Source organism: Bradyrhizobium sp. STM 3557, from assembly GCF_045571465.1.
In the GTDB taxonomy this organism is placed as follows: Bacteria; Pseudomonadota; Alphaproteobacteria; order Rhizobiales; family Xanthobacteraceae; genus Bradyrhizobium.
Window position 1 is genome coordinate 435590 of record NZ_CP120697.1, and the last position, 20497, is coordinate 456086.

Genomic DNA, 20497 nt, shown 5'->3' on the forward strand with positions numbered 1-20497 from the left:
CAATGACGGCGAGGATGGGTCGAGCGACTCGTGGTCGTCGTTCTCCTCGGCGCGCAAATGACGGTCTGCACTCCGCGAGTGTGAGACGGCAAGTGCCTACAGCGTGCTGAAGAGGAGCAGTGAAACGTCGAAGACGTTATCCGACGACTTCGGCGGTGACGCGGCCGACGCCGGAGCGGGTCAGACCGATGGCGCGGGCAGCCCCGGTCGAGAGGTCGAGCACGCGGCCACGAACGAACGGGCCACGATCATTGACCGTGACGATGACGCTTTGGCCGCCATGGGTCACGCGCAGCCGGGTGCCGAAGGGCAGCGAACGGTGGGCGCAGGTCATGGCATTGGCGTTCATGCGCTGACCGGAGGCGGTGCGGCTGCCGGATTCGTTGCCGTAATAGGACGCCATGCCCGAGAAGCTGTGACCACCGGAGGTCGGCATGACCGATGCGTGAGCGCTGCGCCAAGCACTTTGCGACGAATCCTGCGACCAGTCGTTATTCCAGAAGCCGTTCTGGGCCGTTGCGGCCTCGGAAGCATCACGCGCCGCGTGATGATGATGGTGGTGGCGATGGTGGTGCCTCGACTTCGCCGAGGCTTCCGTGGCGGTCCCCCCGACCAGCAAAGTGGCGGTGACGATAGCGAGCGCGGTGCGCGAGCGGGCGATCTGTCCCACGAACAAGTTCTTTTTCACCATTTAGCGCAGTTCCTTTTGACCAGTATTGCCACCTTCTGTGGCCAATGAACCCCCGTTAGGTTGAAGCGGGCGCCGTTTGGTGGCGCAATGCGGCGCGAATTGGGCAGTAGAATTCGTTCCGGCCGTCCTGAAATATTCTGTGATCAGGATCGCGAAATCATGGAAAATTCCGTAATCTATGCATTTAACGATTTATTAACTGATCGAATACTTCATTCTACTTGGAAGTTAAGTGTTCGCGCGTATCGATAAGATTTCATCAAGTAAAACGGGGACGGCGGGCTCGCGCGCTCAGAGCCGCGCAACCCTCGCGAGGTCATGGCGGCCATGCACGAACGGGGGGAACTGCTGCCGGGCATTTCAGGTGTAATCGCACCGGCAGAGCGGATTCCTGACTCGCTGATGTCAGCGGAGGCGATGTGGCCCTGCGGCCTCACGCGCGGCGATAAGGCGCCAATTCAGAGGTCGCGTCTTGTTGCGGCTGCGCTTTCGCTATGTTAGCAAAGCGCCGCTTTTCGTGATCGCGCTTCCCAAGCGGCGATCGAAAATCAAAGTCCTGCTTGAATTCCAAGGGCTTGACCGGTTCGCGCTGCGTTGTGCGACGGTTTTTCCTTGCGGGTTTGACATCTATAAAGAGCGCGCCTGTGGCTGCTGAAGATCCATCCGTATCCGGTGTGTCCGGTCGTTATGCGACGGCCTTGTTCGAGCTGGCGCGCGACGAGAAATCCGTCGACGCGGTCAAGGCCGATCTCGACAAGTTCAATGCCATGCTCGACGAGAGCGCCGACCTCAAGCGGCTGGTCCGCAGCCCCGTGTTCGGGGCCGATGTGCAGCAGAAGGCGCTTGCCGCCGTGCTCGACAAGGCCGGCATCACCGGCATCGCCGCCAATGTCCTGAAGGTGCTCACCGCCAATCGCCGCCTGTTTGCGGTGGCCGACGTGATCCGCGCTTTCAATACTTTGGTGGCAAAGTTCAGGGGCGAGGTCATGGCTGACGTCACGGTCGCCGACGCCCTATCTGACAAGAATCTCGACGCCCTGAAGGACGCCCTGAAATCGGTGGCCGGCAAGGACGTCACGCTCAACGTGAAAGTCGATCCTGCGATCATCGGCGGTGTTGTCGTCAAGCTCGGCAGCCGCATGATCGACAGCTCGCTTCGCACCAAACTCAATTCGATCAAGCACGCGATGAAAGAGGCAGGCTGATGGACATCCGCGCCGCGGAAATTTCCGCGATCCTCAAGGACCAGATCAAGAATTTCGGCCAGGAAGCCGAGGTCTCCGAAGTCGGACAGGTGCTGTCCGTCGGTGACGGTATCGCCCGCGTCTACGGTCTGGACAACGTCCAGGCCGGCGAGATGGTCGAGTTCGAGAACGGCACCCGCGGCATGGCGCTGAACCTCGAAACCGACAATGTCGGCGTCGTCATCTTCGGTGCCGACCGCGAGATCAAGGAAGGCCAGACGGTCAAGCGCACCCGCGCCATCGTCGACACGCCGGTCGGCAAGGGCCTGCTCGGCCGCGTCGTCGACGCGCTCGGCAACCCGATCGACGGCAAGGGCCCGATCCAGTCCTCCGAGCGTCGCCGCGTCGACGTCAAGGCGCCCGGCATCATTCCGCGCAAATCGGTGCATGAGCCGATGGCGACCGGCCTCAAGGCCATCGACGCGCTGATCCCGATCGGCCGTGGCCAGCGCGAGCTGATCATCGGCGACCGTCAGACCGGCAAGACCGCGATCGCGCTCGACACCATCCTGAACCAGAAGCCGCTGAACGCGCAACCGGACGAGAAGATCAAGCTGTATTGCGTTTACGTGGCCGTCGGCCAGAAGCGCTCGACGGTCGCGCAGTTCGTCAAGGTGCTGGAGGAGCAGGGCGCGCTGGAATATTCGATCGTGATCGCGGCGACCGCGTCCGATCCGGCGCCGATGCAGTATCTCGCCCCGTTCACCGGCTGCACCATGGGCGAGTACTTCCGCGACAATGGCATGCACGCCGTCATCATCTATGACGACCTCTCCAAGCAGGCCGTCGCCTACCGCCAGATGTCGCTCTTGCTGCGCCGTCCGCCGGGCCGCGAAGCCTATCCGGGCGACGTGTTCTATCTGCATTCCCGTCTGCTCGAGCGCGCCGCCAAGCTCAACGACACCCAGGGCGCAGGCTCGCTGACCGCGCTGCCGGTCATCGAGACCCAGGCCAACGACGTGTCGGCCTACATCCCGACCAACGTCATCTCGATCACCGACGGCCAGATCTTCCTGGAGACCGACCTGTTCTTCCAGGGCATTCGTCCTGCGGTGAACGTCGGTCTGTCGGTGTCGCGCGTCGGCTCCTCGGCGCAGACCAAGGCGATGAAGAAGGTCGCCGGCAAGATCAAGGGTGAGCTTGCGCAGTACCGCGAAATGGCGGCGTTCGCGCAGTTCGGCTCCGACCTCGATGCCGCCACCCAGCGGCTCTTGAATCGCGGCTCGCGCCTCACCGAACTGTTGAAGCAGCCGCAGTTCTCGCCGCTGAAGATGGAAGAGCAGGTGTGCGTGATCTGGGCCGGCACCAACGGCTATCTCGACGCTCTGCCGGTCGCCAAGGTCGGCGCATTCGAGGAAGGCCTGCTGTCGACGCTGCGCGGCAAGCATGCCGACCTGCTGAACGCCATCCGCGACAGCCGCGACCTGTCGGACGACAGTGCGGCCAAGCTGAAGGCCGTGGTCGAAGGCTACGCCAAGACGTTCTCGTAAGACGAGACTTGGCCTGGGCCAGGTTTGTTTCTTCACCTCTCCCGCTTGCGGGGGAGGTTGACCGGCGAAGCCGGTCGGGAGGGGGCGCTCGATCAGGTGCAGCCTCCGCCCCGACCCCCCGATCAAGTCGGGGTAGGCCTTCCCCGTGCGGGGGAGGGACGCGCAATAGATACTGCTGTGAGCTGAACGAAAATGGCATCGCTGAAAGACATGCGGGTCCGCATCGCCTCGACCAAGGCGACGCAGAAGATCACCAAGGCCATGCAGATGGTCGCGGCGTCCAAGCTGCGCCGCGCGCAGATGGCCGCCGAAGCGGCGCGTCCTTATGCCGAGAAGATGGACGTGGTGATCTCCAATATCGCGGCCGCGGCGGCCGGGTCTTCCACTGCCCCGGCGCTGCTGGCCGGCACCGGCCGCGACCAGGTGCATCTGCTGCTGGTCTGCACCGGCGAGCGCGGCCTCTCCGGCGCCTTCAACTCCTCGATCGTGCGTCTGGCGCGCGAGCGGGCGCTGGCCCTGATGAACCAGGGCAAGGACGTCAAGTTCTTCTGCGTCGGCCGCAAGGGCTATGAGCAGCTCCGCCGCCAGTTCGACAAGCAGATCATCGAGCACGTCGATCTGCGCGCCGTTCGCCAGCTCGGCTTCACCAATGCCAATGACATCGCCAAGAAAGTCATCGCCCGCTTCGAGGCCGGCGAGTTCGACATCTGCACGCTATTCTACTCGCGCTTCAAGTCGGTGATCGCCCAGATCCCCACCGCGCAGCAGATCATTCCGCTCGTGATCGAACCGCCCGCCGCCAATGCCGGCCCGGTTGCGCTGTACGAGTACGAGCCGGAAGAGGACGAGATTCTGGCCGGGCTGCTGCCGCGCAATGTCGCCGTGCAGATCTTCCGCGCCCTGCTCGAGAACAACGCCTCGTTCTACGGCGCGCAGATGACCGCGATGGACAACGCCACGCGCAACGCCGGCGAGATGATTCGCAAGCAGACGCTGGTCTACAACCGCACCCGCCAGGCGATGATCACCAAGGAGCTGATCGAAATCATCTCGGGTGCCGAGGCGGTGTAAACGGCCGCAGGGCGCCAAGGCGAAGCAAGCAAGGTCAATATCCCCGGTCGAGCGACCGAGGTCGAGAAATTCGGATCGTAAGGAGAGCAGTTCATGGCTACCGCAGCCAACCAGATCGGTCGGGTCACCCAGGTCATCGGCGCCGTCGTCGACGTGCAGTTCGAAGGTCATCTGCCCGCCATTCTCAATTCGCTGGAAACCAAGAACGCCGGCAACCGCCTCGTGCTCGAGGTCGCCCAGCATCTCGGTGAGAACACCGTGCGCACCATCGCGATGGACACCACCGAAGGGCTGGTGCGCGGCCAGGAGGTCACGGACACCGGCGAGCCGATCTCGGTGCCGGTCGGCGACGGCACGCTCGGCCGCATCATGAACGTGGTCGGCGACCCCGTCGACGAGGCCGGTCCGATCAAGGCGGTCGGCAAACGCGCCATCCATCAGCCGGCGCCCGAATACACCGATCAATCCACCGAAGCGGAAATTCTCGTCACCGGCATCAAGGTCGTCGATCTCCTTGCGCCCTATGCCAAGGGCGGCAAGATCGGCCTGTTCGGCGGCGCCGGCGTCGGCAAGACCGTGCTGATCCAGGAGCTGATCAACAACGTCGCCAAGGCCCATGGTGGCTACTCGGTGTTCGCCGGTGTCGGCGAGCGTACCCGCGAGGGCAACGACCTCTATCACGAGTTCATCGAGTCCAAGGTGAACGCGGATCCGCACAAGCCTGAAGCGGGCGTCCAGTCGAAATGCGCACTGGTGTACGGCCAGATGAACGAGCCGCCGGGCGCGCGCGCCCGCGTCGGCCTCACCGGCCTCACCGTCGCGGAATATTTCCGCGACCAGGGCCAGGACGTGCTGTTCTTCGTCGACAACATCTTCCGCTTCACGCAGGCTGGCTCGGAAGTGTCGGCTCTGCTCGGCCGCATCCCCTCGGCAGTGGGCTATCAGCCGACGCTCGCCACCGACATGGGCGCGCTGCAGGAGCGCATCACCACCACCACCAAGGGCTCGATCACCTCTGTGCAGGCGATCTACGTGCCGGCCGACGACTTGACCGATCCGGCGCCGGCGACCTCGTTCGCGCACTTGGACGCCACCACCGTGCTGAACCGCGCGATCTCGGAAAAGGGCATCTACCCGGCGGTCGATCCGCTCGACTCGACCTCGCGCATGCTCTCGCCGCTGGTCGTCGGCGAGGAGCACTACACCACCGCGCGCATGGTCCAGCAGATCCTGCAGCGTTACAAAGCGCTGCAGGACATCATCGCCATTCTCGGCATGGACGAGCTCTCGGAAGAGGACAAGCTGACGGTGGCGCGCGCCCGCAAGATCGAGCGCTTCCTGTCGCAGCCGTTCCACGTCGCCGAGGTCTTCACCGGCTCGCCCGGCAAGTTCGTCGAGCTTGCGGACACCATCAAAGGCTTCCGCGGCCTGTGCGAAGGCAAGTATGACCACCTGCCGGAGGCCGCCTTCTACATGGTCGGCACCATCGAAGAGGCGGTCGAGAAGGGCAAGAAGCTGGCCGCTGAGGCGGCCTAAGAGGGCGAATAGCGAATAGGGAGTAGCGAATAGGACAGACTATTCGCTGCTTCCTTTTCACTACTCGCCATTCGCTATTCGCTATTCGCAGGTGTCCAATGGCTACCTTCCACTTCGATCTCGTCTCGCCGGAAAAGATCGCCTTCTCGGGCGAGGTCGACCAGGTCGATGTCCCCGGTCTCCAGGGTGATTTCGGCGTGCTCGCCGGCCACGCGCCATTCGTCGCGGCGGTGCGGCCGGGCATCCTGACGGTGACGACGGGCAGCACCCACCAGAAGATCATCGTGCTTGGCGGCCTCGCCGAAGTCTCCGAGAAGGGGCTGACGGTGCTGGCTGAGGTCGCCACCTCGCTGGCCGAGCTCGATCGCGCCGCGTTCTCCGAGCAGATCGCGGCGATGGAGGCCAAGCTCGCCGAGAAGGAAGGCAACGAGCTCGACCGCGCCATCGAGCGGCTGGATCACTTCAAGACCATCCAGCACCAGCTCAACACCACCGCGCTCCATTGAGCCGGCGGCGAGCCCGAGAACTCGCAAAGACCTCAGGCGACAATCAATAAAATGGCCGGGCATCGTCCCGGCCAATTTTGTTTATGACCCTCCGTGCAGAGAGGGGCAGTCGCATATTGCTTCACACTCATCGGCCTCATGGTTCGAGGCGCGTTGAAAGCGGGACGCTCCTCACCACGAGGGTTTAAGATCTCGCCGCGAACGAGGACCTCATCCTGAGGGGCTGCCGTAGGCGGCCGGCTCGAAGGATGGCCGCAAAAAGACGACGCGCCCAGCCTCTTTCTTCATGAGCGATAGGGCCGACCTCACAAGGGGGAGGGATCACGCCGCCCGCCACGGGGATCAACCGGCCGGCTCCGCAAACCCGCGAATTGCCGCGCCACCTCGCGATAGACCTCGCGGCGGAACGGCACCACGATATCGGGCACGCGTGCGAGCCGTTCCCAGCGCCAGGCATCGAATTCGGCAGGTTGGCCGTTACGCGACGTCAGCGGATCGATGTCGGCCTCATCGCCGGTGAAGCGCAGCGCGAACCATTTCTGGCGCTGGCCGCGGAATCTGTCGAAGCGGTGCGGAGGTCCGTGATAGGGCGGGAATTCGTAGGTCAGCCAATCGGTCTCGCCGAGGAAATCGGCGTCCCTGACATTGGTCTCCTCCCACAGCTCGCGCCGCGCGGCTTCGCGTAAGTCCTCGCCGGCGTCGACGCCGCCCTGCGGCATCTGCCATTCCAGACCGGGCAGGATGATCTCCGGGCCGTCGTCGCGGAAACGGCGCCCGATCAGCACCTCACCTGCGGTGTTGAACAAGGCGATACCGACATTCGGACGATAGGACTTGTCGCTCAACGCAAGGCACCCGCAAGTGAGGCGAACTCCTTCACGACCCGCTCATAGACAGGCCGCTTGAACGGCACGATCAGTTCGGGAAGGTTCTGCATCGGCTCCCAGCGCCAGTTGATGAACTCGGCCTTATGGCCGCCGCCCGGATGCGCGACATCGATCTCGGCATCGTCGCCAGTGAAGCGTAGCGCGAACCATTTCTGGCGCTGGCCGCGATAGCGGCCCTTCCAGGCGCGGCCCGCCACCGTGCGTGGTATGTCGTAGGTCAGCCAGTCCCCGATCTCGGCGAGTTTCTCCACCGAGCGGACGCTGGTTTCTTCGTAGAGCTCGCGCTTGGCGGCCTCGAAGGTGTCCTCGCCGGGATCGACGCCACCCTGCGGCATCTGCCAGACATGGGACTCGTCGACATGCTCAATGCCGCCGGCGCGCCGCCCGATGAAGACCAGCCCCTCCTTGTTGATCAGCATCACGCCAACGCAGGTTCGGTAGGGCAGGTCTTCGTACCGTGTCATTCCGTCAAAGCCTTCCTGTGGTCGGCAGCCGCCGCTCTGCCATGGCCCGACCACGCGCGCCGGCGTTGTTCCCGCCGTGCTCAGCTCGATTTTGATTTCAGCATCGCGGTTGTCAATGGCACAAGCAGAATACCCTTACCGTCCAGGCCCTTGATCCAGGCCCCGAGCCGCTCGATCGACACCGGCAGCGCCGAGGCCGTTCCGATCGCCGTACCGCGGTCCTTGGCGAGGCTTTCGAGCCTGGCCAGCGCGTGGTCGATCTCGACCGCGGTCGGTACAGCATCGATGGCCACGTCGCCCTTGGCGAACGGCATCGCCTGGCCGGTCGCCAGCGCGCTTGCGACACTGCGTGGCGCCGCGCCATCGTCGAAGAAGGCGAGCCCTCGCTTGGCGGCCTCGCCGACGATCGGCTGCATCGCGTTGTCGGTCGCGACGAAACGCGCGCCCATGAAGTTGGCGACACCGACATAGCCCTGCAGGCGGCTCATGTGCCAATACAGCCGATCGAGATTCTGGTCTGGTCCGAGCGTCGCAAGCAACGTCTGCGGACCCGGATCATTGTCTGGATAATCGTAGGGCTCCATCGGGATCTGCAGCAGGATCTCATGGCGCTGCGCGCGTGCCCGCTCAGCCAGCTTGGACGGATAGGCGCCATAGGGTGTGAAGGCGAGCGTCACCGCCGACGGCAGCTTCATGATGGCATCCGTGGTCTTGGCGGCGCCAACCCCGAGCCCGCCGACCACGATCGCGACGACCGGCATCTTCGCCGCCTTGGCGCGGTCGGCGCTGGCTGCGTAGGCCGTGAATGGCTTCAGCCCGTCAGCGGCAACCGGGATCATGCCGTAGCGCGACGTCTCGAGCAGCTTGGGATCGACCCCCGCCATGGCCGCGGCCGGTGTGGCGCTCGCGCCAGGCTCGGCATTGTCGACCTCGCCGGCGCCGATCGGGACCTCGTGGCGGGTGCCGCTGGAGCCGTCGATGATGGTCACGGTCTTGCGCTCGGCACCAGCGTCCTGCTTTGCCCCAGGCGCAGCGCCATGTTCGCCTTGCGCATCGGGCTTGGTGACCGCCTTGGCGTTGTCGTCGGCCGGCTTGACGCCCACATTGATCGCGACGCGCGCGACCGGCTCGCCGCCGAGCGGATTGTCACCGAAAATGGCAAAGCCGGCGAACGCGACCAGGAACAAGCCAAGCAGCACCGCGAGCGCTTGCAGGGCGGTGAAGGGAAGCCGAAGCCGGCGTTTGCGATGTGTCTCAGTCTGTCCGAGCGGAGCGCTCAGCTCGTCAGCCGCTTCTGTCATCGATTTTCCCGAATCAGTCGGGCCGAAGATACCACGGCAGGCCGCACCCGCGGCAGGGCCGTACCTTCATCGCAGCAGGGCGGATGTTACGGATTGTGGGGGCGTAGAGCCTTTTCCGTTCCGATTGAATCGGAACGGGGCTCTAGGTTTTTGTTTTGACGCGTTTTCTTCGAACCGGTGTCCACTTCGCTTGAAAACGCTCTAGCAAAAAGGGCGGCCCGACGGCCGCCCTTTGGTTCGATGAGTTCTTCCGAGCCGACGATCTTTGTCGCCGGAATGGCCGCGGCGTTGCTCAGTTCGCCTTTGGCTTGTCGGCGCGGGACGATTGATCGCCGGCGGCCTTGTCGGCGGTCGCGTTATCGTTCGCCGCAGGAGCTGCAGGGTTGGCCGAGGAACTGCTCTTGATGCCGTGCAGCAGGTCGTCGGCCATCTTCAGCGCCTTGTCGTCCTTCGCATCCGGCGGCACATAGGATTGCGAACCGGTCTTCTCGTCGCCGTCGTTCTTCAGATGTCCGCGCAGCGAGGCCTCGCCCTTGGTGTCGGTGCGCGACTTCAGCTCGTCCGGTACGTCCTGCAGCACCTCGATGTCAGGCACGATGCCCTTGGCCTGGATCGACTTGCCCGACGGCGTGTAGTAGCGCGCCGTGGTAAGCCGCAGTGCGCCATTGCCGGCGCCGAGCGGGATGATGGTCTGCACCGAACCCTTGCCGAACGAGCGGGTGCCGACCAGTGTCGCGCGCTTGTGGTCCTGCAACGCGCCGGCCACGATCTCCGAGGCCGAGGCCGAGCCGCCATTGATCAGCACGATCACCGGCTTGCCCTTGGTGAGGTCGCCCGGATGCGCCGAGCGGCGCTGGGTTTCCTCGGCATTGCGGCCGCGGGTCGAGACGATTTCGCCGCGCTCCAGGAAGGTGTCGGAGACAGTCACCGCCTCCTCGAGCAGGCCGCCCGGATTGTTGCGCAGGTCGATGATATAGCCCTTCAGCTTGTCGCCAACCTGGCTCTGCAGGTCGGCGATGCTCTTCTTCAGGCCTTCGGTGGTCTGTTCGTTGAACGTGGTGATGCGGATATAGGCGATGTCGTCGGCTTCGATGCGCGAGCGCACCGACCGGACGCGGATGTTGTCGCGCATCAAGGTGATGTCGAGCGGATTGTCGGCGCCCTTGCGGATGACCTTGAGCTTGATCTTGGTGCCGACCGGACCGCGCATCTTCTCGACAGCCTGGTTCAGGGTCAGGCCCTGCACGGCCTCGTCGTCGAGATTGGTGATGATGTCGTTGGCCTGGATGCCGGCCTTCGATGCCGGCGTGTCGTCGATCGGCGACACCACCTTGATCAGGCCGTCTTCCATTGTGACCTCGATGCCGAGCCCGCCGAACTCGCCGCGGGTCTGCACCTGCATGTCACGGAAGCTCTTGGCGTCCATGTAGCTCGAATGCGGATCGAGGCCGGACAGCATGCCGCTGATCGCCGACTCGACCAGCTTGGAGTCGTCGGGCTTTTCGACGTAGTCGCTGCGGACCCGCTCGAAGACATCGCCGAACAGGTTGAGCTGGCGATAGGTATCGGCGGTCGCAGCGCGCGCAGTCGATCCCATCAGCACCGCGCGTGGCTGGGTGGCGAACAAGGTCAGTGCCGCACCGGTTGCCATGCTCAGGAGAATTACCGAAGTCTTACGCATCATCCGCGAACCTTCTCGCCTTCGTTTGTGGCCCACCATGGGCCTGGATCGATTGGGGTACCGTCTTTCCGGAACTCAACGTAGAGCACTGGTTGACTCGCATTGGTAGCGAGAATGGAGGCGATCTGGGAAGTCGATCCCATGGTCGCGACCGGCTCTCCCGTCTGAACAAACTGCCCGATAGTGACGGAAATGCGCTCCATCCCGGCGATCAGGACATGATACCCGCCCCCGGCATTGAGGATCAAGAGTTGTCCGTAGCTGCGGAAGGGACCGGCATACACAACCCAGCCGTCACACGGGGTTGTGACCTGGGCGTTCGGCCGGGTCGCCAGCGAGATACCTTTGTTGACGCCGCCTGCCCCATCGGAACCACCGAATTCTCGAATCTTGGTTCCGTTCACGGGAAAGGCGAGCATGCCTTTGGTCGATGCAAAGGCGATCGCCGGACTCTTGCGGCCGGGGTTCTTCAGTGCATTGGCGTCCGGCTTGTTGTTGATCGGAACACCCTGCAGGCTCGCATTGACGGCGGCCTTCGCGGCGGACTTGACGTCCTGCTCCATGGTGGAGATCAGGCCCTGCAGATTGTCGATCTGCTGCGCTAGCGCCACCGCCCGGGCGCTCTCGGCCTGCATGTCCTTCTCGGCGCTCGCCTGCTTGCGTTGGCGCTCCTCGATCAGCACGCCGAGCCGCACCTGATCGTTCTTGAGCTTATCGCGATCCTGCGCGAGCGAATCGCGCTCGGCTGCGATGCTCTTGTGCAGGGATACCAGCTCGCCGAGATCGGCCGACAGCTTTTCGGCGCGGGTCCGCATCTCAGGCACCACCGAACCCAGCAGCATCGCCGTGCGCAGCGACTGCAGCGCGTCCTCGGGGCGGACCAGAAGCGCGGGCGGCGTCCGGCGCCCGGCGCGCTGCAGCGCCGCCAGCACCTCGACGATCTCGGCCCGGCGCGAGTCGAGCGAGGAGCGGATCTCCTGCTCACGCGAATCGAGCCCCTGCAGCCGGATTTCCGCCTCGCCGATGCGGCCCTCGACGCTGCGCACCTGCCCTGCGACATCGATCAATTGCTGGTTGAGCTTGCTGCGATCCTGCCCGATCTGGGCGATGTCGGCCTTGAGACGCTCCTGCGCCTCCGCGGCACTCTTCTGCGCCGCGCGGGCGGCCTCGAGCTCCTGCGCGCGCTGCTTCAGCTCCTCGGCCGAAGCTGGCGCTGCGGGCCCCGCAGTGGGGCCGGGCGCGCCTGAAATCGAGGGGCGTAACGCGTTCTGTCCGATGGCGGGCGCAAATCCGATCAGGACGCTGGTCGAGATCGCCGTGGGCAGGGCGAGCGCCGGCAAGCTGAAGGTCCGAAACGCGCCGATCTTCGGCCAGGCGCTGCGGCCGGTGCCGGAATGAGAGGATCGGAAGGGCCGCGCAGCGGACATCAGTTCCTTAAATGTGCTCGTCTCGCGCTCATCAGGCGCGGTGATAGGGGTGGCCTGCCAGAATCGTGGCGGCCCGGTAAAGCTGCTCCAGAAGCAGGACGCGTACGATCTGATGCGGCCAGGTTGCAGCCCCAAACGCAACCTTGAGCTTCGCCTTGCGCTGCAATTCGGGCGAAAGTCCGTCGGCGCCGCCGATCACGAACACAGCATTTGTTACGGATTCGTCACGCCAGCGGCCGAGATGACCGGCAAAGGCGGCGCTATCAATGTTCTGGCCGCGTTCGTCGAGCGTGACAAGCACGGATTTCTCCGGGATTGCGGCGGTGATGGCGGCGGCCTCTTCGGCGATCCGGGTGGCGGTGTCGCGCGCCCGGCTTTCCGGAATCTCATGAATGTCGATGCTGCGAAAGCCGAGCTTGCGGCCGATATCGTCGAACCGCTCGCGATAGCGCTCGGCGAGCTCACGCTCGGGACCCTGCTTGAGACGGCCGACGGCAACGACGATGACACGCATGCGCATGCAGGTAGCATGCGCTGCCGTCAAATGACATCGGCCGCCGCGTCAGACTGCCTTGTTCAGACCGTCTTGGCGGGCTTCGGCCCCTGAGTCCACATCCGCTCGAGGTTGTAGAACTCGCGGACCTCCGGCCTGAACACGTGAACGATCACGTCGCCGGAATCGATCAACACCCAATCGCAGTTGGGCAAGCCCTCGATATGGATGTTCTTGAGACCGGCTTCCTTCAGGCCCTTGGCGACGGTCTCCGCGATCGAGCCGACATGCCGGTTCGAGCGGCCGGTCGAGATGACCATGTAGTCGGAGTAAGCGGATTTGCCGCGGAGGTCGATGGTGACCGTCTCTTCCGCCTTCATGTCGTCGAGGCGGGAGAGGATCGTGCTCAGCGTCTTGTCGGCGTCAGGTTGCGCCTTCAAGGCCGCAGCTTGGGTCGATGTTTTACGCGCCGACTTGCCAGTCTTGGGTAAAACCGACTGAGACAATACAGATGTGGTCAGGGACCATTCCTTTCACTGTATCGCAGGCGACGAATCCGCCCGCAGAGCATTCTAGGCATGTGGGGTTAAGCGTTTCAATATTCCAGTCCGTGGTTTCCTTCCGGCTTTATTTCCAGCTTGGTAACCCTGTCCGAACCTTCTTGTTGGCCCTTCCGGAGCAGCGGCTTTGCGGAAAGTGCCTCAGGACGACTTCCAGCTTCCATCCGGGTTCCTCAGTCCAGTCGAGGACAGGTTCAATTTCAATCCGGTGAGGAACACCCAGGCCGGGGCGCGCCGGTCGGCCAGCCGGCCGGCCTCGGTCTCTGGGATCCGATAATTCGCCAGCGCCTGGGCGGCCGGAGCAGAGAGAGCACGGAAACTCTGGGGTGGGCGGTCGATGACCGCGATCGGGACCTGGCTGGCAATGCGCTGCCAGTTCTGCCAGCGGTGGAACTGCGCGAGGTTGTCGGCGCCCATGATCCAGACGAAGCGCAGGCGCGAGGCGCGCTTGCGCAGGTAGTTGATCGTGTCCGCAGTGTAACGGGTGCCGATGACGGATTCGAGACAGGAGATGTCGATGCGCGGATCTGCCGCCAGCTTGCGGGCCGCCTCCATCCGGTCGGCCAGCGCGTGCAGGCCGCCATTGTCCTTGAGCGGGTTGCCGGGCGTCACCAGCCACCAGACGCGATCGAGCTTCAGGCGCTTCAGCGCGAACAGGCTGATCGCGCGATGGGCCAGATGCGGCGGATTGAAGGAGCCGCCGAGCAGGCCGACGCGCAGGCCGTCGCTGTGCGGCGGCAAGGCTTGCGTCATTGCATGCGGCGCGGCCGGGAGATCGTTCAACGGCGTCTCCGCTTCCCGCCCTGAAGGCTGCGCCTGACGCTCACGCGCGGTCCATCCCGGGCATCACGGCCGCGTCTGTCCGCTGCCATGGATGCGGTATTTGAAGCTCGTGAGCTGATCGACGCCGACCGGTCCGCGCGCATGAAACTTGCCGGTGGCAATGCCGATCTCCGCGCCGAAGCCGAACTCGCCGCCATCGGCGAACTGCGTCGAGGCGTTGTGCAGCACGATTGCCGAATCCACTTCGTTGAGGAATTTCTCCGCTGCCGCAGCATTCTCGGTGACGATCGCATCGGTGTGATGCGAGCCGTGGTCGTGGATATGCGCGATCGCCTGATCGACACCGTCGACGACCTTGGCCGCGATGATGGCGTCGAGATATTCGGCATCCCAATCATCCTCGCTCGCGGGCTTCACCCGCGCGTCGGCCTGCTGGACATCCGCATCGCCACGCACCTCGCAGCCGGCATCGAGCAGCATTTTGACCAGCGGCTTGAGCGTGGCGCCGGCAGCGGCCCGATCGATCAGCAAGGTCTCCGCCGCGCCACAGACGCCGGTGCGGCGCATCTTGGCGTTCAGCACGATCGACTTCGCCATATCGAGCTTGGCGGCGCCATCGATGTAGACGTGGTTGACGCCTTCGAGATGCGCGAACACCGGCACGCGCGCCTCGGCCTCGACGCGGGCGACGAGGCTCTTGCCGCCGCGCGGCACGATGACGTCGACACCGCCATTGAGGCCGCTGAGCAGCAGGCCGACGGCGGCACGGTCGCGCGTCGGCACCAGCGTGATCGCAGCCTCCGGCAGGCCGGCCTCGCGCAGGCCCTGCGTCAGGCAATCATGGATGGCGCGGCAGGAGCGGAAGCTATCCGAGCCGCCGCGCAAGATCACGGCGTTGCCGGATTTCAGGCACAGCACGCCGGCATCGGCCGCGACGTTCGGCCGGCTTTCGAAGATCACGGCAATGACGCCGAGCGGCACCCGCACGCGCTCGATGGTCATGCCGTTCGGGCGCTGCCAGCTCTCGGTGACGACGCCGACCGGGTCTGATATCGCGCGCACGGCCTCGATGCCTTCCGCCATCGCCTCGACGCGCGCCGGCGTCAGTGTCAGGCGGTCGAGAAAGGCCGAGGTGGTGCCGGCGGCCTTGGCCTCCGCGACATCCTCGGCATTGGCGGCCAGGATCGTCGCGGCATTGGCGCGGATCGCCTGCGCCATAGCGTCCAGCGCACCATTCTTCTGCTCGGTCGGCGCCAGCGACAGCACGCGTGCCGCAGCGCGGGCGCGCGCCGCGAGGTCGTTCATCAGCGCGGGCAGATCGGCGTTGCCGTCGATGGCTTTGAGCGAAGCGGTCATGGGCGTTCCAGACTTGAATTAAGATGGTGTCCTAGCACGAAAATCAGCTATCTGCGAAGGCTCGCGGCCGCTCAGGCCGCCGGGCCGACGCCCGCCGGGCCGATCACGAGGTCGTCGCGGTGGATCATCTCGGCACGGCCGGAGACGCCCAGGATGGTGGCGACGTCAGGCGAGGAGCGGCCCTTGATGCGGTCGGCGGCATCGGCGTCATAGGCGACGAGGCCGCGGCCGATCTCATGCAGATCCGGCCCGCGCACCACGACGGCATCCCCGCGGGCGAATTGGCCATCGACCCCGACCACGCCGGCCGGCAGCAGGCTCTTGCCGGCGCGCAGCGCCGCGACGGCACCGGCGTCGATCGTCAATGTGCCCTTCGGCTCCAGCGAGCCTGCAATCCAGCGTTTTCGCGCGGTCACCGGATTGGCCGGAGTCAGAAACCAGGTGCAGCGGCCGCCATCGGCGATCGCCTGCAACGGATGTTCGATCTTGCCGGAGGCGATCAGCATGTGCGTGCCCCCTGTGGTCGCGATCTTGGCGGCCTCGATCTTGGTGCGCATGCCGCCGCGCGACAGCTCGGAGGCCGCGGTGCCGGCCATCGCCTCGATATCGGCGGTGACGGTCTCGACCACGGGAATGAGCTGCGCATTCGGGTCTTGCGCCGGCGGCGCGGTGTAGAGCCCGTCGATGTCGGAGAGCAGGACGAGCAGGTCGGCGCTGGCCATGGTGGCGACACGCGCGGCGAGCCGATCATTGTCGCCGTAGCGGATCTCGGCGGTCGCGACCGTGTCGTTCTCGTTGATCACGGGCACCGCGCCCCATTCCAGCAGCTTGCCGATGGTCGAGCGGGCATTGAGATAGCGGCGGCGCTCCTCGGTATCCTGCAGGGTCACCAAGATCTGCCCGGCACTGACGCCGTGTGCGGCCAGCACCTCCGACCAGATCCGCGCCAGTGCGATCTGGCCGACAGCGGCGGCCGCCTGGCTCTCCTCCAGCTTCAGCGGCCCGCGCGGCAGCCTCAAGCGGCTGCGGCCGAGCGCGATCGAGCCCGAGGAGACGACCAGCACCTCGCGGCCCTCGCCGTGAAGCTTGGCGATATCGGCGGCGAGCGCCGCAAGCCAGGAGGCGTGGACCTCGCCGGCATCGGAATCGACCAGCAGCGAGGAGCCCACCTTGACGACGATGCGGCGGAAATTTTCCAGTTTGGGAGAGGCCATGACGGAGGTCGCGATCGGAAGTGTACTGGCAGCGCCGGCGGGAGCTTCGCGCGGCCGCTGTGACGAGGCAAGCGTGAGCGTAGGCTCAGCCTTGCGGCGGCGGTGGCGCGGCCCACGGCTCGTCGGTCGCCGCACTCTCGATCGCGCTCTTGGCCTTGTTGGATACGGGGGATTCGCCAACCACGTCGGCGAGCTTGCGCAAGGCCTCCCTGACGCCCTCACCGGTCACGCCTGATAGCAGCAGGGGAGTCTTCTTCGCGGCCCGCTTCAGCCGCTCCTTCTGCTTCTTCAGCTCGTCCGGCTCGACCGCGTCGATCTTGTTGAGCGCAACGATCTCGACCTTCTCGCCGAGCTGACCGCCATAGGCTTCGAGCTCGTGCCGCACGGTCTTGTAGGCCTTGCCGGCGTGCTCGCAGGTGGCATCGACCAGGTGCAGCAGCACGCGGCAGCGCTCGACATGGCCGAGAAAACGGTCGCCGAGGCCGGCGCCCTCATGCGCGCCTTCGATCAGGCCGGGAATGTCGGCCAGCACGAATTCGCGGCCGTCGGCATTCACGACGCCGAGCTGCGGATGCAGGGTGGTGAAGGGATAGTCAGCAATCTTCGGCTTGGCGGCGCTGACTTTGGACAGGAACGTCGACTTGCCGGCGTTCGGCAGCCCGACCAGTCCGGCATCCGCGATCAGCTTCAGCCGCAGCCAGATCCAGCGCTCCTCGCCGGGCGCGCCGGGATTGGCGTGGCGCGGGGCGCGGTTGGTCGGTGACTTGAAATGCGCATTGCCGAAGCCGCCATTGCCGCCATGGGCCAGCACGAAGGTCTCACCCCGGGCGGTAAAATCGTGAATCAGGGTTTCCTTGTCCTCGTCGAAAATCTGGGTGCCGACGGGGACCTTGAGCGTCACGGACTTGCCGCCGGCGCCGTGCCGGTCCTTGCCCATGCCGTTCTCGCCCTTTTGGGCTTTGAAATGCTGCTGGTAGCGGTAGTCGATCAGGGTGTTGAGGCCGTCGACAGCCTCGATGATGACATCACCGCCGCGGCCGCCATTGCCGCCTGTGGGGCCGCCGAACTCGATGAACTTCTCGCGCCGGAACGCAACGCAACCGTTGCCGCCGTCGCCGGAGCGCACATAGACCTTGGCTTCATCGAGGAATTTCATGGGGTCTTAGGTAGGCGAGGCGGAGGGCCGGGGCAACCGCCGATTCCTGCGATTTCGGCCGGAAAGCTTAATCCGGGCGCGCGCTGGGCGCGAATCGTGCCTCTGTTGCAGGCTCGCCTGGGATTCAGGCTGGTTCTGTTGCTGCATCAGAACGACCCGAACGCCTCGCCCAGGACGATCACCGCTCCCAGTGCGACCAGGGAGGTCACGATGCCGACCATCACGATATCGAAATAGCTCTCGCGGTGGGTCAGGCCGCAGATCGCGAGCAGGCTCACCACCGCGCCATTATGGGGCAGGATGTCGAGGGTTCCCGAGCCGATCACGGCCACTCGGTGCAAGAGGTCCGGGTCGATTCCCCTTTGCTCGGCGATGTCGAGGTACGTCGCACCCAGCGCGTCGAGCGCAATCGTCAGCCCGCCGGAGGCCGACCCGGTCAGTGCCGCCAGCAGGTTGGTGGAGACAGCCAGCGACACCAGCGGACCGCCCTCGATTCCCAGCACCCAGTCCCGCACGATGTCGAAGGCCGGCAGGGCCGCGACGACGGCGCCGAACCCGACCAGGCTGGCGACACTGAGGGCAGGGAGTACGGAGGCGTTGGCGCCTGCGTCCATGGTTCGCCGCAGCTCGGGCAGCCGCGACCAGTTGCAGACGATCACCGTCACGATCGCGCCGGCCAGGGCGACGACCACCGACCAGACGCCGGCCACCGCCGTCAATGACGTGCCGCCCCAGCGATCTTCGGCCAGGAAGGAAACATCGAGACGTGGCAGGATGAGCAGCGACATCAGCAGATTGACCGCGACCACGACGATCAGCGGCAGGAATGCATTGAGGGCGGGGACTTTTGCAGCGCTGTGATGACCGCGGCGAATCTCCGCCGGATCGAACTCGCGCGCGGTGCTGGCCCGCTCGCGCAGCAGTTCGTCATCGGTCGCGCCCGAGCTTGTTGCCGGCGCCTCGCCGTAACCCTCGCCGGCGCGGCGCGCGGCCTGCTCGGCGCGACGCAGCCACCACAGCCCGACGGCGAGCATGATCATCCCGGCGATGATGCCAAGGCCCGGCGCGGCGAATGGCGTCGTGCCGAAGAACGGCATCGGGATTGCGTTCTGGATCGAGGGCGTGCCGGGCAGCGCCGACATGGTGAAAGTCGATGTGCCCAGGATGACCGCCGCCGGAACGAGGCGCCGCGGAATCCCTGCCATGCGAAACAGCGATTGCGCCATCGGCACGATCACGAAGAACGCGACGAACAGGCTGACGCCGCCATAGGTGACCAGCGCGCCCGCGAGCACCACGCCAAGGATGGTGCGGCGTTCGCCGAGCCGGCGCGTGATGACCTCGGCGACAGCCGCCACCGCGCCGCTGTCGTCCATCAGCTTGCCGAAGATGGCGCCGAGCAGGAAGATCGGAAAGAACTGGGCGAGAAAATCTGCGGCGCTCCGCATGAAGGTCTGGGTCCAGCTCGCCAGCAGCGGCTGGCCGCCGAAGGCGGCAGCGATCAGCGCGCAGAGCGGCGCGAGCAGCAGCACGCTCCAGCCGCGGAACGCGAGCCAGATCAGCAGGCCCAGTCCGACCAGGATGCCGAACAGACCCATTGCCTCAGCACTCCGCCAGCAGGATATCGAGATCGGCGGTGGCACGCTCGCCGAGATCGGCGCCGTGGTCATCGAGGAATGCGCTCGCCGCGCGCCGCCCTTCCTCGCGCAGTTTGGAGACGAAGGCCCATTCTGCATTCAGCTTGGATGATGCGCCGAACGTTGCCAGCATGTCGCTCTTGATCCGGTGGGCCTTCATTTGTGCCCAGCGCGCGCCCTCGCCGGTGCCGGGGTCGACGACCTGGCGCAGCAGGGCGATCATCCGCAGCTCCTTTGCGAGCGGCGAGTTGAAGGAGATTTCGTTGAGCCGGTTGAGGATGTCGGCGGCGCTGCGCGGCGGCTCCGTCCGCTCGGTCGGATTGATCTGCACGAGGATCGTGTCCCGCGCGTCGGTCTCACGGACGAGTGGTGTGATCGTCGGGTTGCCGGCGTAGCCGCCGTCCCAATAGGGTTCGCCCTCGATCTCGATGGCGCGAAACATGGTCGGCAGGCAGGCCGACGCGAGCAGCACGTCGGCCGTGATCTCAGCGTTGCGGAAGATCCTTCCGCGGCCGGTGCGCACGCGCGTGGCCGTCACGAACAGCTTGATCGGCGCCTCGGCAAGCCGCGCAAAATCGATGCTGTCAGTCAGGATCTGCCTGAGCGGATGGAAGCCGAGCGGATTGAGATCGTAGGGCGACAGCACCCGCGACAGCAGATCGGTGAAGACGTAGGCCGGAGACGTGTCGATCGACCATCGCCCCAGCAGGCGGTCGAGCGGCGATCGTTGCAGCGGGCTGAAGGCGGCGGCGCGCGAGACGCTCCGCCAATACCGGTCGAGAGCCGCGCGGGCGCCGGTGGCCTCGCCCTCGGTCCAGCCGTGCGCCAGCACCGCCGCGTTCATCGCGCCGGCCGATGTCCCGGAGATGCCCGCAATCCGAAGCCACGGTTCTTCGAGCAGCCGGTCGAGAACACCCCAGGTGAACGCGCCGTGCGAGCCCCCGCCCTGGAGGGCCAGATCGATGAGCACAGGGCTTCGATCCATCGGGGGCTACCCGCC

Annotated in this window: 19 protein-coding genes; 5 read left to right on the forward strand and 14 right to left on the reverse strand. The window is 65.3% G+C overall.

Going from position 1 to position 20497, the window contains the following annotated elements; genetic code table 11:
- Positions 1–136: 136 nt before the first annotated feature.
- Positions 137–691 carry a septal ring lytic transglycosylase RlpA family protein gene (locus P6U24_RS02010; protein WP_407157550.1) on the reverse strand — a complete coding sequence of 185 codons (555 nt, stop codon included), beginning with the start codon at positions 689–691 and terminating at the stop codon, positions 137–139.
- Positions 692–1335: 644 nt separating this feature from the next.
- Here P6U24_RS02010 and P6U24_RS02015 point away from each other — a divergent pair.
- The 5 genes from P6U24_RS02015 (at position 1336) to P6U24_RS02035 (ending at position 6538) form a co-directional block, all read left to right on the forward strand.
- Positions 1336–1896, forward strand: a complete 561-nt coding sequence (locus tag P6U24_RS02015) for a F0F1 ATP synthase subunit delta (RefSeq protein ID WP_407157551.1) — start codon at positions 1336–1338, stop codon at positions 1894–1896.
- On the forward strand, positions 1896–3425 hold the full coding sequence (gene atpA / locus P6U24_RS02020) for a F0F1 ATP synthase subunit alpha (protein ID WP_407157552.1): 1530 nt from the start codon (positions 1896–1898) through the stop codon (positions 3423–3425). Before P6U24_RS02015 ends, atpA begins: the two co-directional genes overlap by 1 nt.
- A 192-nt stretch (positions 3426–3617) precedes the next feature.
- Positions 3618–4496, forward strand: coding sequence for a F0F1 ATP synthase subunit gamma (locus P6U24_RS02025; RefSeq protein WP_407157553.1), 879 nt, complete (start codon positions 3618–3620; stop codon positions 4494–4496).
- 93 nt (positions 4497–4589) lie between these two features.
- Positions 4590–6032 carry a F0F1 ATP synthase subunit beta gene (atpD, locus tag P6U24_RS02030; protein WP_407157554.1) on the forward strand — a complete coding sequence of 481 codons (1443 nt, stop codon included), beginning with the start codon at positions 4590–4592 and terminating at the stop codon, positions 6030–6032.
- A gap of 98 nt (positions 6033–6130) precedes the next feature.
- Complete coding sequence (locus tag P6U24_RS02035; protein WP_407157555.1) at positions 6131–6538, forward strand: F0F1 ATP synthase subunit epsilon; 408 nt, start codon at positions 6131–6133, stop codon at positions 6536–6538.
- A 305-nt stretch (positions 6539–6843) separates the two neighbouring features.
- On the opposite strand, the gene P6U24_RS02040 is transcribed toward P6U24_RS02035, so the two are convergent.
- From P6U24_RS02040 to P6U24_RS02100, 13 genes are all read right to left on the reverse strand, one after another.
- The gene (locus P6U24_RS02040; RefSeq protein WP_407157556.1) at positions 6844–7383 is read right to left on the reverse strand and encodes an RNA pyrophosphohydrolase; all 540 of its coding nucleotides are present in this window, start codon (positions 7381–7383) and stop codon (positions 6844–6846) included.
- Positions 7380–7889: an RNA pyrophosphohydrolase gene (locus tag P6U24_RS02045; RefSeq protein WP_407157557.1), complete on the reverse strand. Its 510-nt coding sequence runs from the start codon at positions 7887–7889 to the stop codon at positions 7380–7382. The genes P6U24_RS02040 and P6U24_RS02045 overlap by 4 nt, the downstream gene beginning before the upstream one ends.
- A gap of 80 nt (positions 7890–7969) precedes the next feature.
- Complete coding sequence (locus P6U24_RS02050; RefSeq protein WP_407157558.1) at positions 7970–9190, reverse strand: divergent polysaccharide deacetylase family protein; 1221 nt, start codon at positions 9188–9190, stop codon at positions 7970–7972.
- A 292-nt stretch (positions 9191–9482) separates the two neighbouring features.
- Positions 9483–10874, reverse strand: coding sequence for a S41 family peptidase (locus tag P6U24_RS02055; RefSeq protein ID WP_407157559.1), 1392 nt, complete (start codon positions 10872–10874; stop codon positions 9483–9485).
- Positions 10871–12298 carry a murein hydrolase activator EnvC family protein gene (locus tag P6U24_RS02060; protein WP_407157560.1) on the reverse strand — a complete coding sequence of 476 codons (1428 nt, stop codon included), beginning with the start codon at positions 12296–12298 and terminating at the stop codon, positions 10871–10873. Before P6U24_RS02060 ends, P6U24_RS02055 begins: the two co-directional genes overlap by 4 nt.
- Before the next feature lie 31 nt (positions 12299–12329).
- On the reverse strand, positions 12330–12812 hold the full coding sequence (rlmH, locus tag P6U24_RS02065) for a 23S rRNA (pseudouridine(1915)-N(3))-methyltransferase RlmH (protein WP_407160738.1): 483 nt from the start codon (positions 12810–12812) through the stop codon (positions 12330–12332).
- 62 nt (positions 12813–12874) lie between these two features.
- Positions 12875–13231: a ribosome silencing factor gene (rsfS, locus tag P6U24_RS02070; RefSeq protein ID WP_407157561.1), complete on the reverse strand. Its 357-nt coding sequence runs from the start codon at positions 13229–13231 to the stop codon at positions 12875–12877.
- 261 nt (positions 13232–13492) lie between these two features.
- Positions 13493–14071: a nicotinate-nucleotide adenylyltransferase gene (locus P6U24_RS02075; RefSeq protein WP_407160739.1), complete on the reverse strand. Its 579-nt coding sequence runs from the start codon at positions 14069–14071 to the stop codon at positions 13493–13495.
- Positions 14072–14197: 126 nt separating this feature from the next.
- Positions 14198–15490, reverse strand: coding sequence for a glutamate-5-semialdehyde dehydrogenase (locus P6U24_RS02080; protein WP_407157562.1), 1293 nt, complete (start codon positions 15488–15490; stop codon positions 14198–14200).
- 71 nt (positions 15491–15561) lie between these two features.
- Positions 15562–16704 (reverse strand): glutamate 5-kinase, encoded by a 1143-nt coding sequence (gene proB, locus P6U24_RS02085; protein ID WP_407157563.1) that lies wholly within the window; start codon positions 16702–16704, stop codon positions 15562–15564.
- 85 nt (positions 16705–16789) lie between these two features.
- Positions 16790–17860, reverse strand: coding sequence for a GTPase ObgE (obgE, locus tag P6U24_RS02090; RefSeq protein WP_407157564.1), 1071 nt, complete (start codon positions 17858–17860; stop codon positions 16790–16792).
- Positions 17861–18006: 146 nt separating this feature from the next.
- Positions 18007–19458, reverse strand: coding sequence for a GntP family permease (locus P6U24_RS02095; RefSeq protein ID WP_407157565.1), 1452 nt, complete (start codon positions 19456–19458; stop codon positions 18007–18009).
- Positions 19459–19462: 4 nt separating this feature from the next.
- On the reverse strand, positions 19463–20482 hold the full coding sequence (locus P6U24_RS02100; RefSeq protein WP_407157566.1) for a patatin-like phospholipase family protein: 1020 nt from the start codon (positions 20480–20482) through the stop codon (positions 19463–19465).
- Between the last annotated feature and the right edge of the window lie 15 nt (positions 20483–20497).

Bases quoted from the DNA above. Each gene is read 5' to 3' on its own strand.
- rlmH (WP_407160738.1), bottom strand. From the start codon at position 12,812: ATGCGTGTCATCGTCGTTGCCGTCGGCCGTCTCAAGCAGGGTCCCGAG.
- P6U24_RS02100 (WP_407157566.1), bottom strand. From the start codon at position 20,482: ATGGATCGAAGCCCTGTGCTCATCGATCTGGCCCTCCAGGGCGGGGGC.
- P6U24_RS02010 (WP_407157550.1), bottom strand. From the start codon at position 691: ATGGTGAAAAAGAACTTGTTCGTGGGACAGATCGCCCGCTCGCGCACC.
- P6U24_RS02045 (WP_407157557.1), bottom strand. From the start codon at position 7,889: ATGACACGGTACGAAGACCTGCCCTACCGAACCTGCGTTGGCGTGATG.
- P6U24_RS02095 (WP_407157565.1), bottom strand. From the start codon at position 19,458: ATGGGTCTGTTCGGCATCCTGGTCGGACTGGGCCTGCTGATCTGGCTC.
- atpA (WP_407157552.1), top strand. From the start codon at position 1,896: ATGGACATCCGCGCCGCGGAAATTTCCGCGATCCTCAAGGACCAGATC.
- P6U24_RS02055 (WP_407157559.1), bottom strand. From the start codon at position 10,874: ATGATGCGTAAGACTTCGGTAATTCTCCTGAGCATGGCAACCGGTGCG.
- P6U24_RS02080 (WP_407157562.1), bottom strand. From the start codon at position 15,490: ATGACCGCTTCGCTCAAAGCCATCGACGGCAACGCCGATCTGCCCGCG.
- P6U24_RS02050 (WP_407157558.1), bottom strand. From the start codon at position 9,190: ATGACAGAAGCGGCTGACGAGCTGAGCGCTCCGCTCGGACAGACTGAG.
- P6U24_RS02035 (WP_407157555.1), top strand. From the start codon at position 6,131: ATGGCTACCTTCCACTTCGATCTCGTCTCGCCGGAAAAGATCGCCTTC.
- atpD (WP_407157554.1), top strand. From the start codon at position 4,590: ATGGCTACCGCAGCCAACCAGATCGGTCGGGTCACCCAGGTCATCGGC.
- P6U24_RS02025 (WP_407157553.1), top strand. From the start codon at position 3,618: ATGGCATCGCTGAAAGACATGCGGGTCCGCATCGCCTCGACCAAGGCG.
- proB (WP_407157563.1), bottom strand. From the start codon at position 16,704: ATGGCCTCTCCCAAACTGGAAAATTTCCGCCGCATCGTCGTCAAGGTG.
- obgE (WP_407157564.1), bottom strand. From the start codon at position 17,860: ATGAAATTCCTCGATGAAGCCAAGGTCTATGTGCGCTCCGGCGACGGC.
- P6U24_RS02060 (WP_407157560.1), bottom strand. From the start codon at position 12,298: ATGTCCGCTGCGCGGCCCTTCCGATCCTCTCATTCCGGCACCGGCCGC.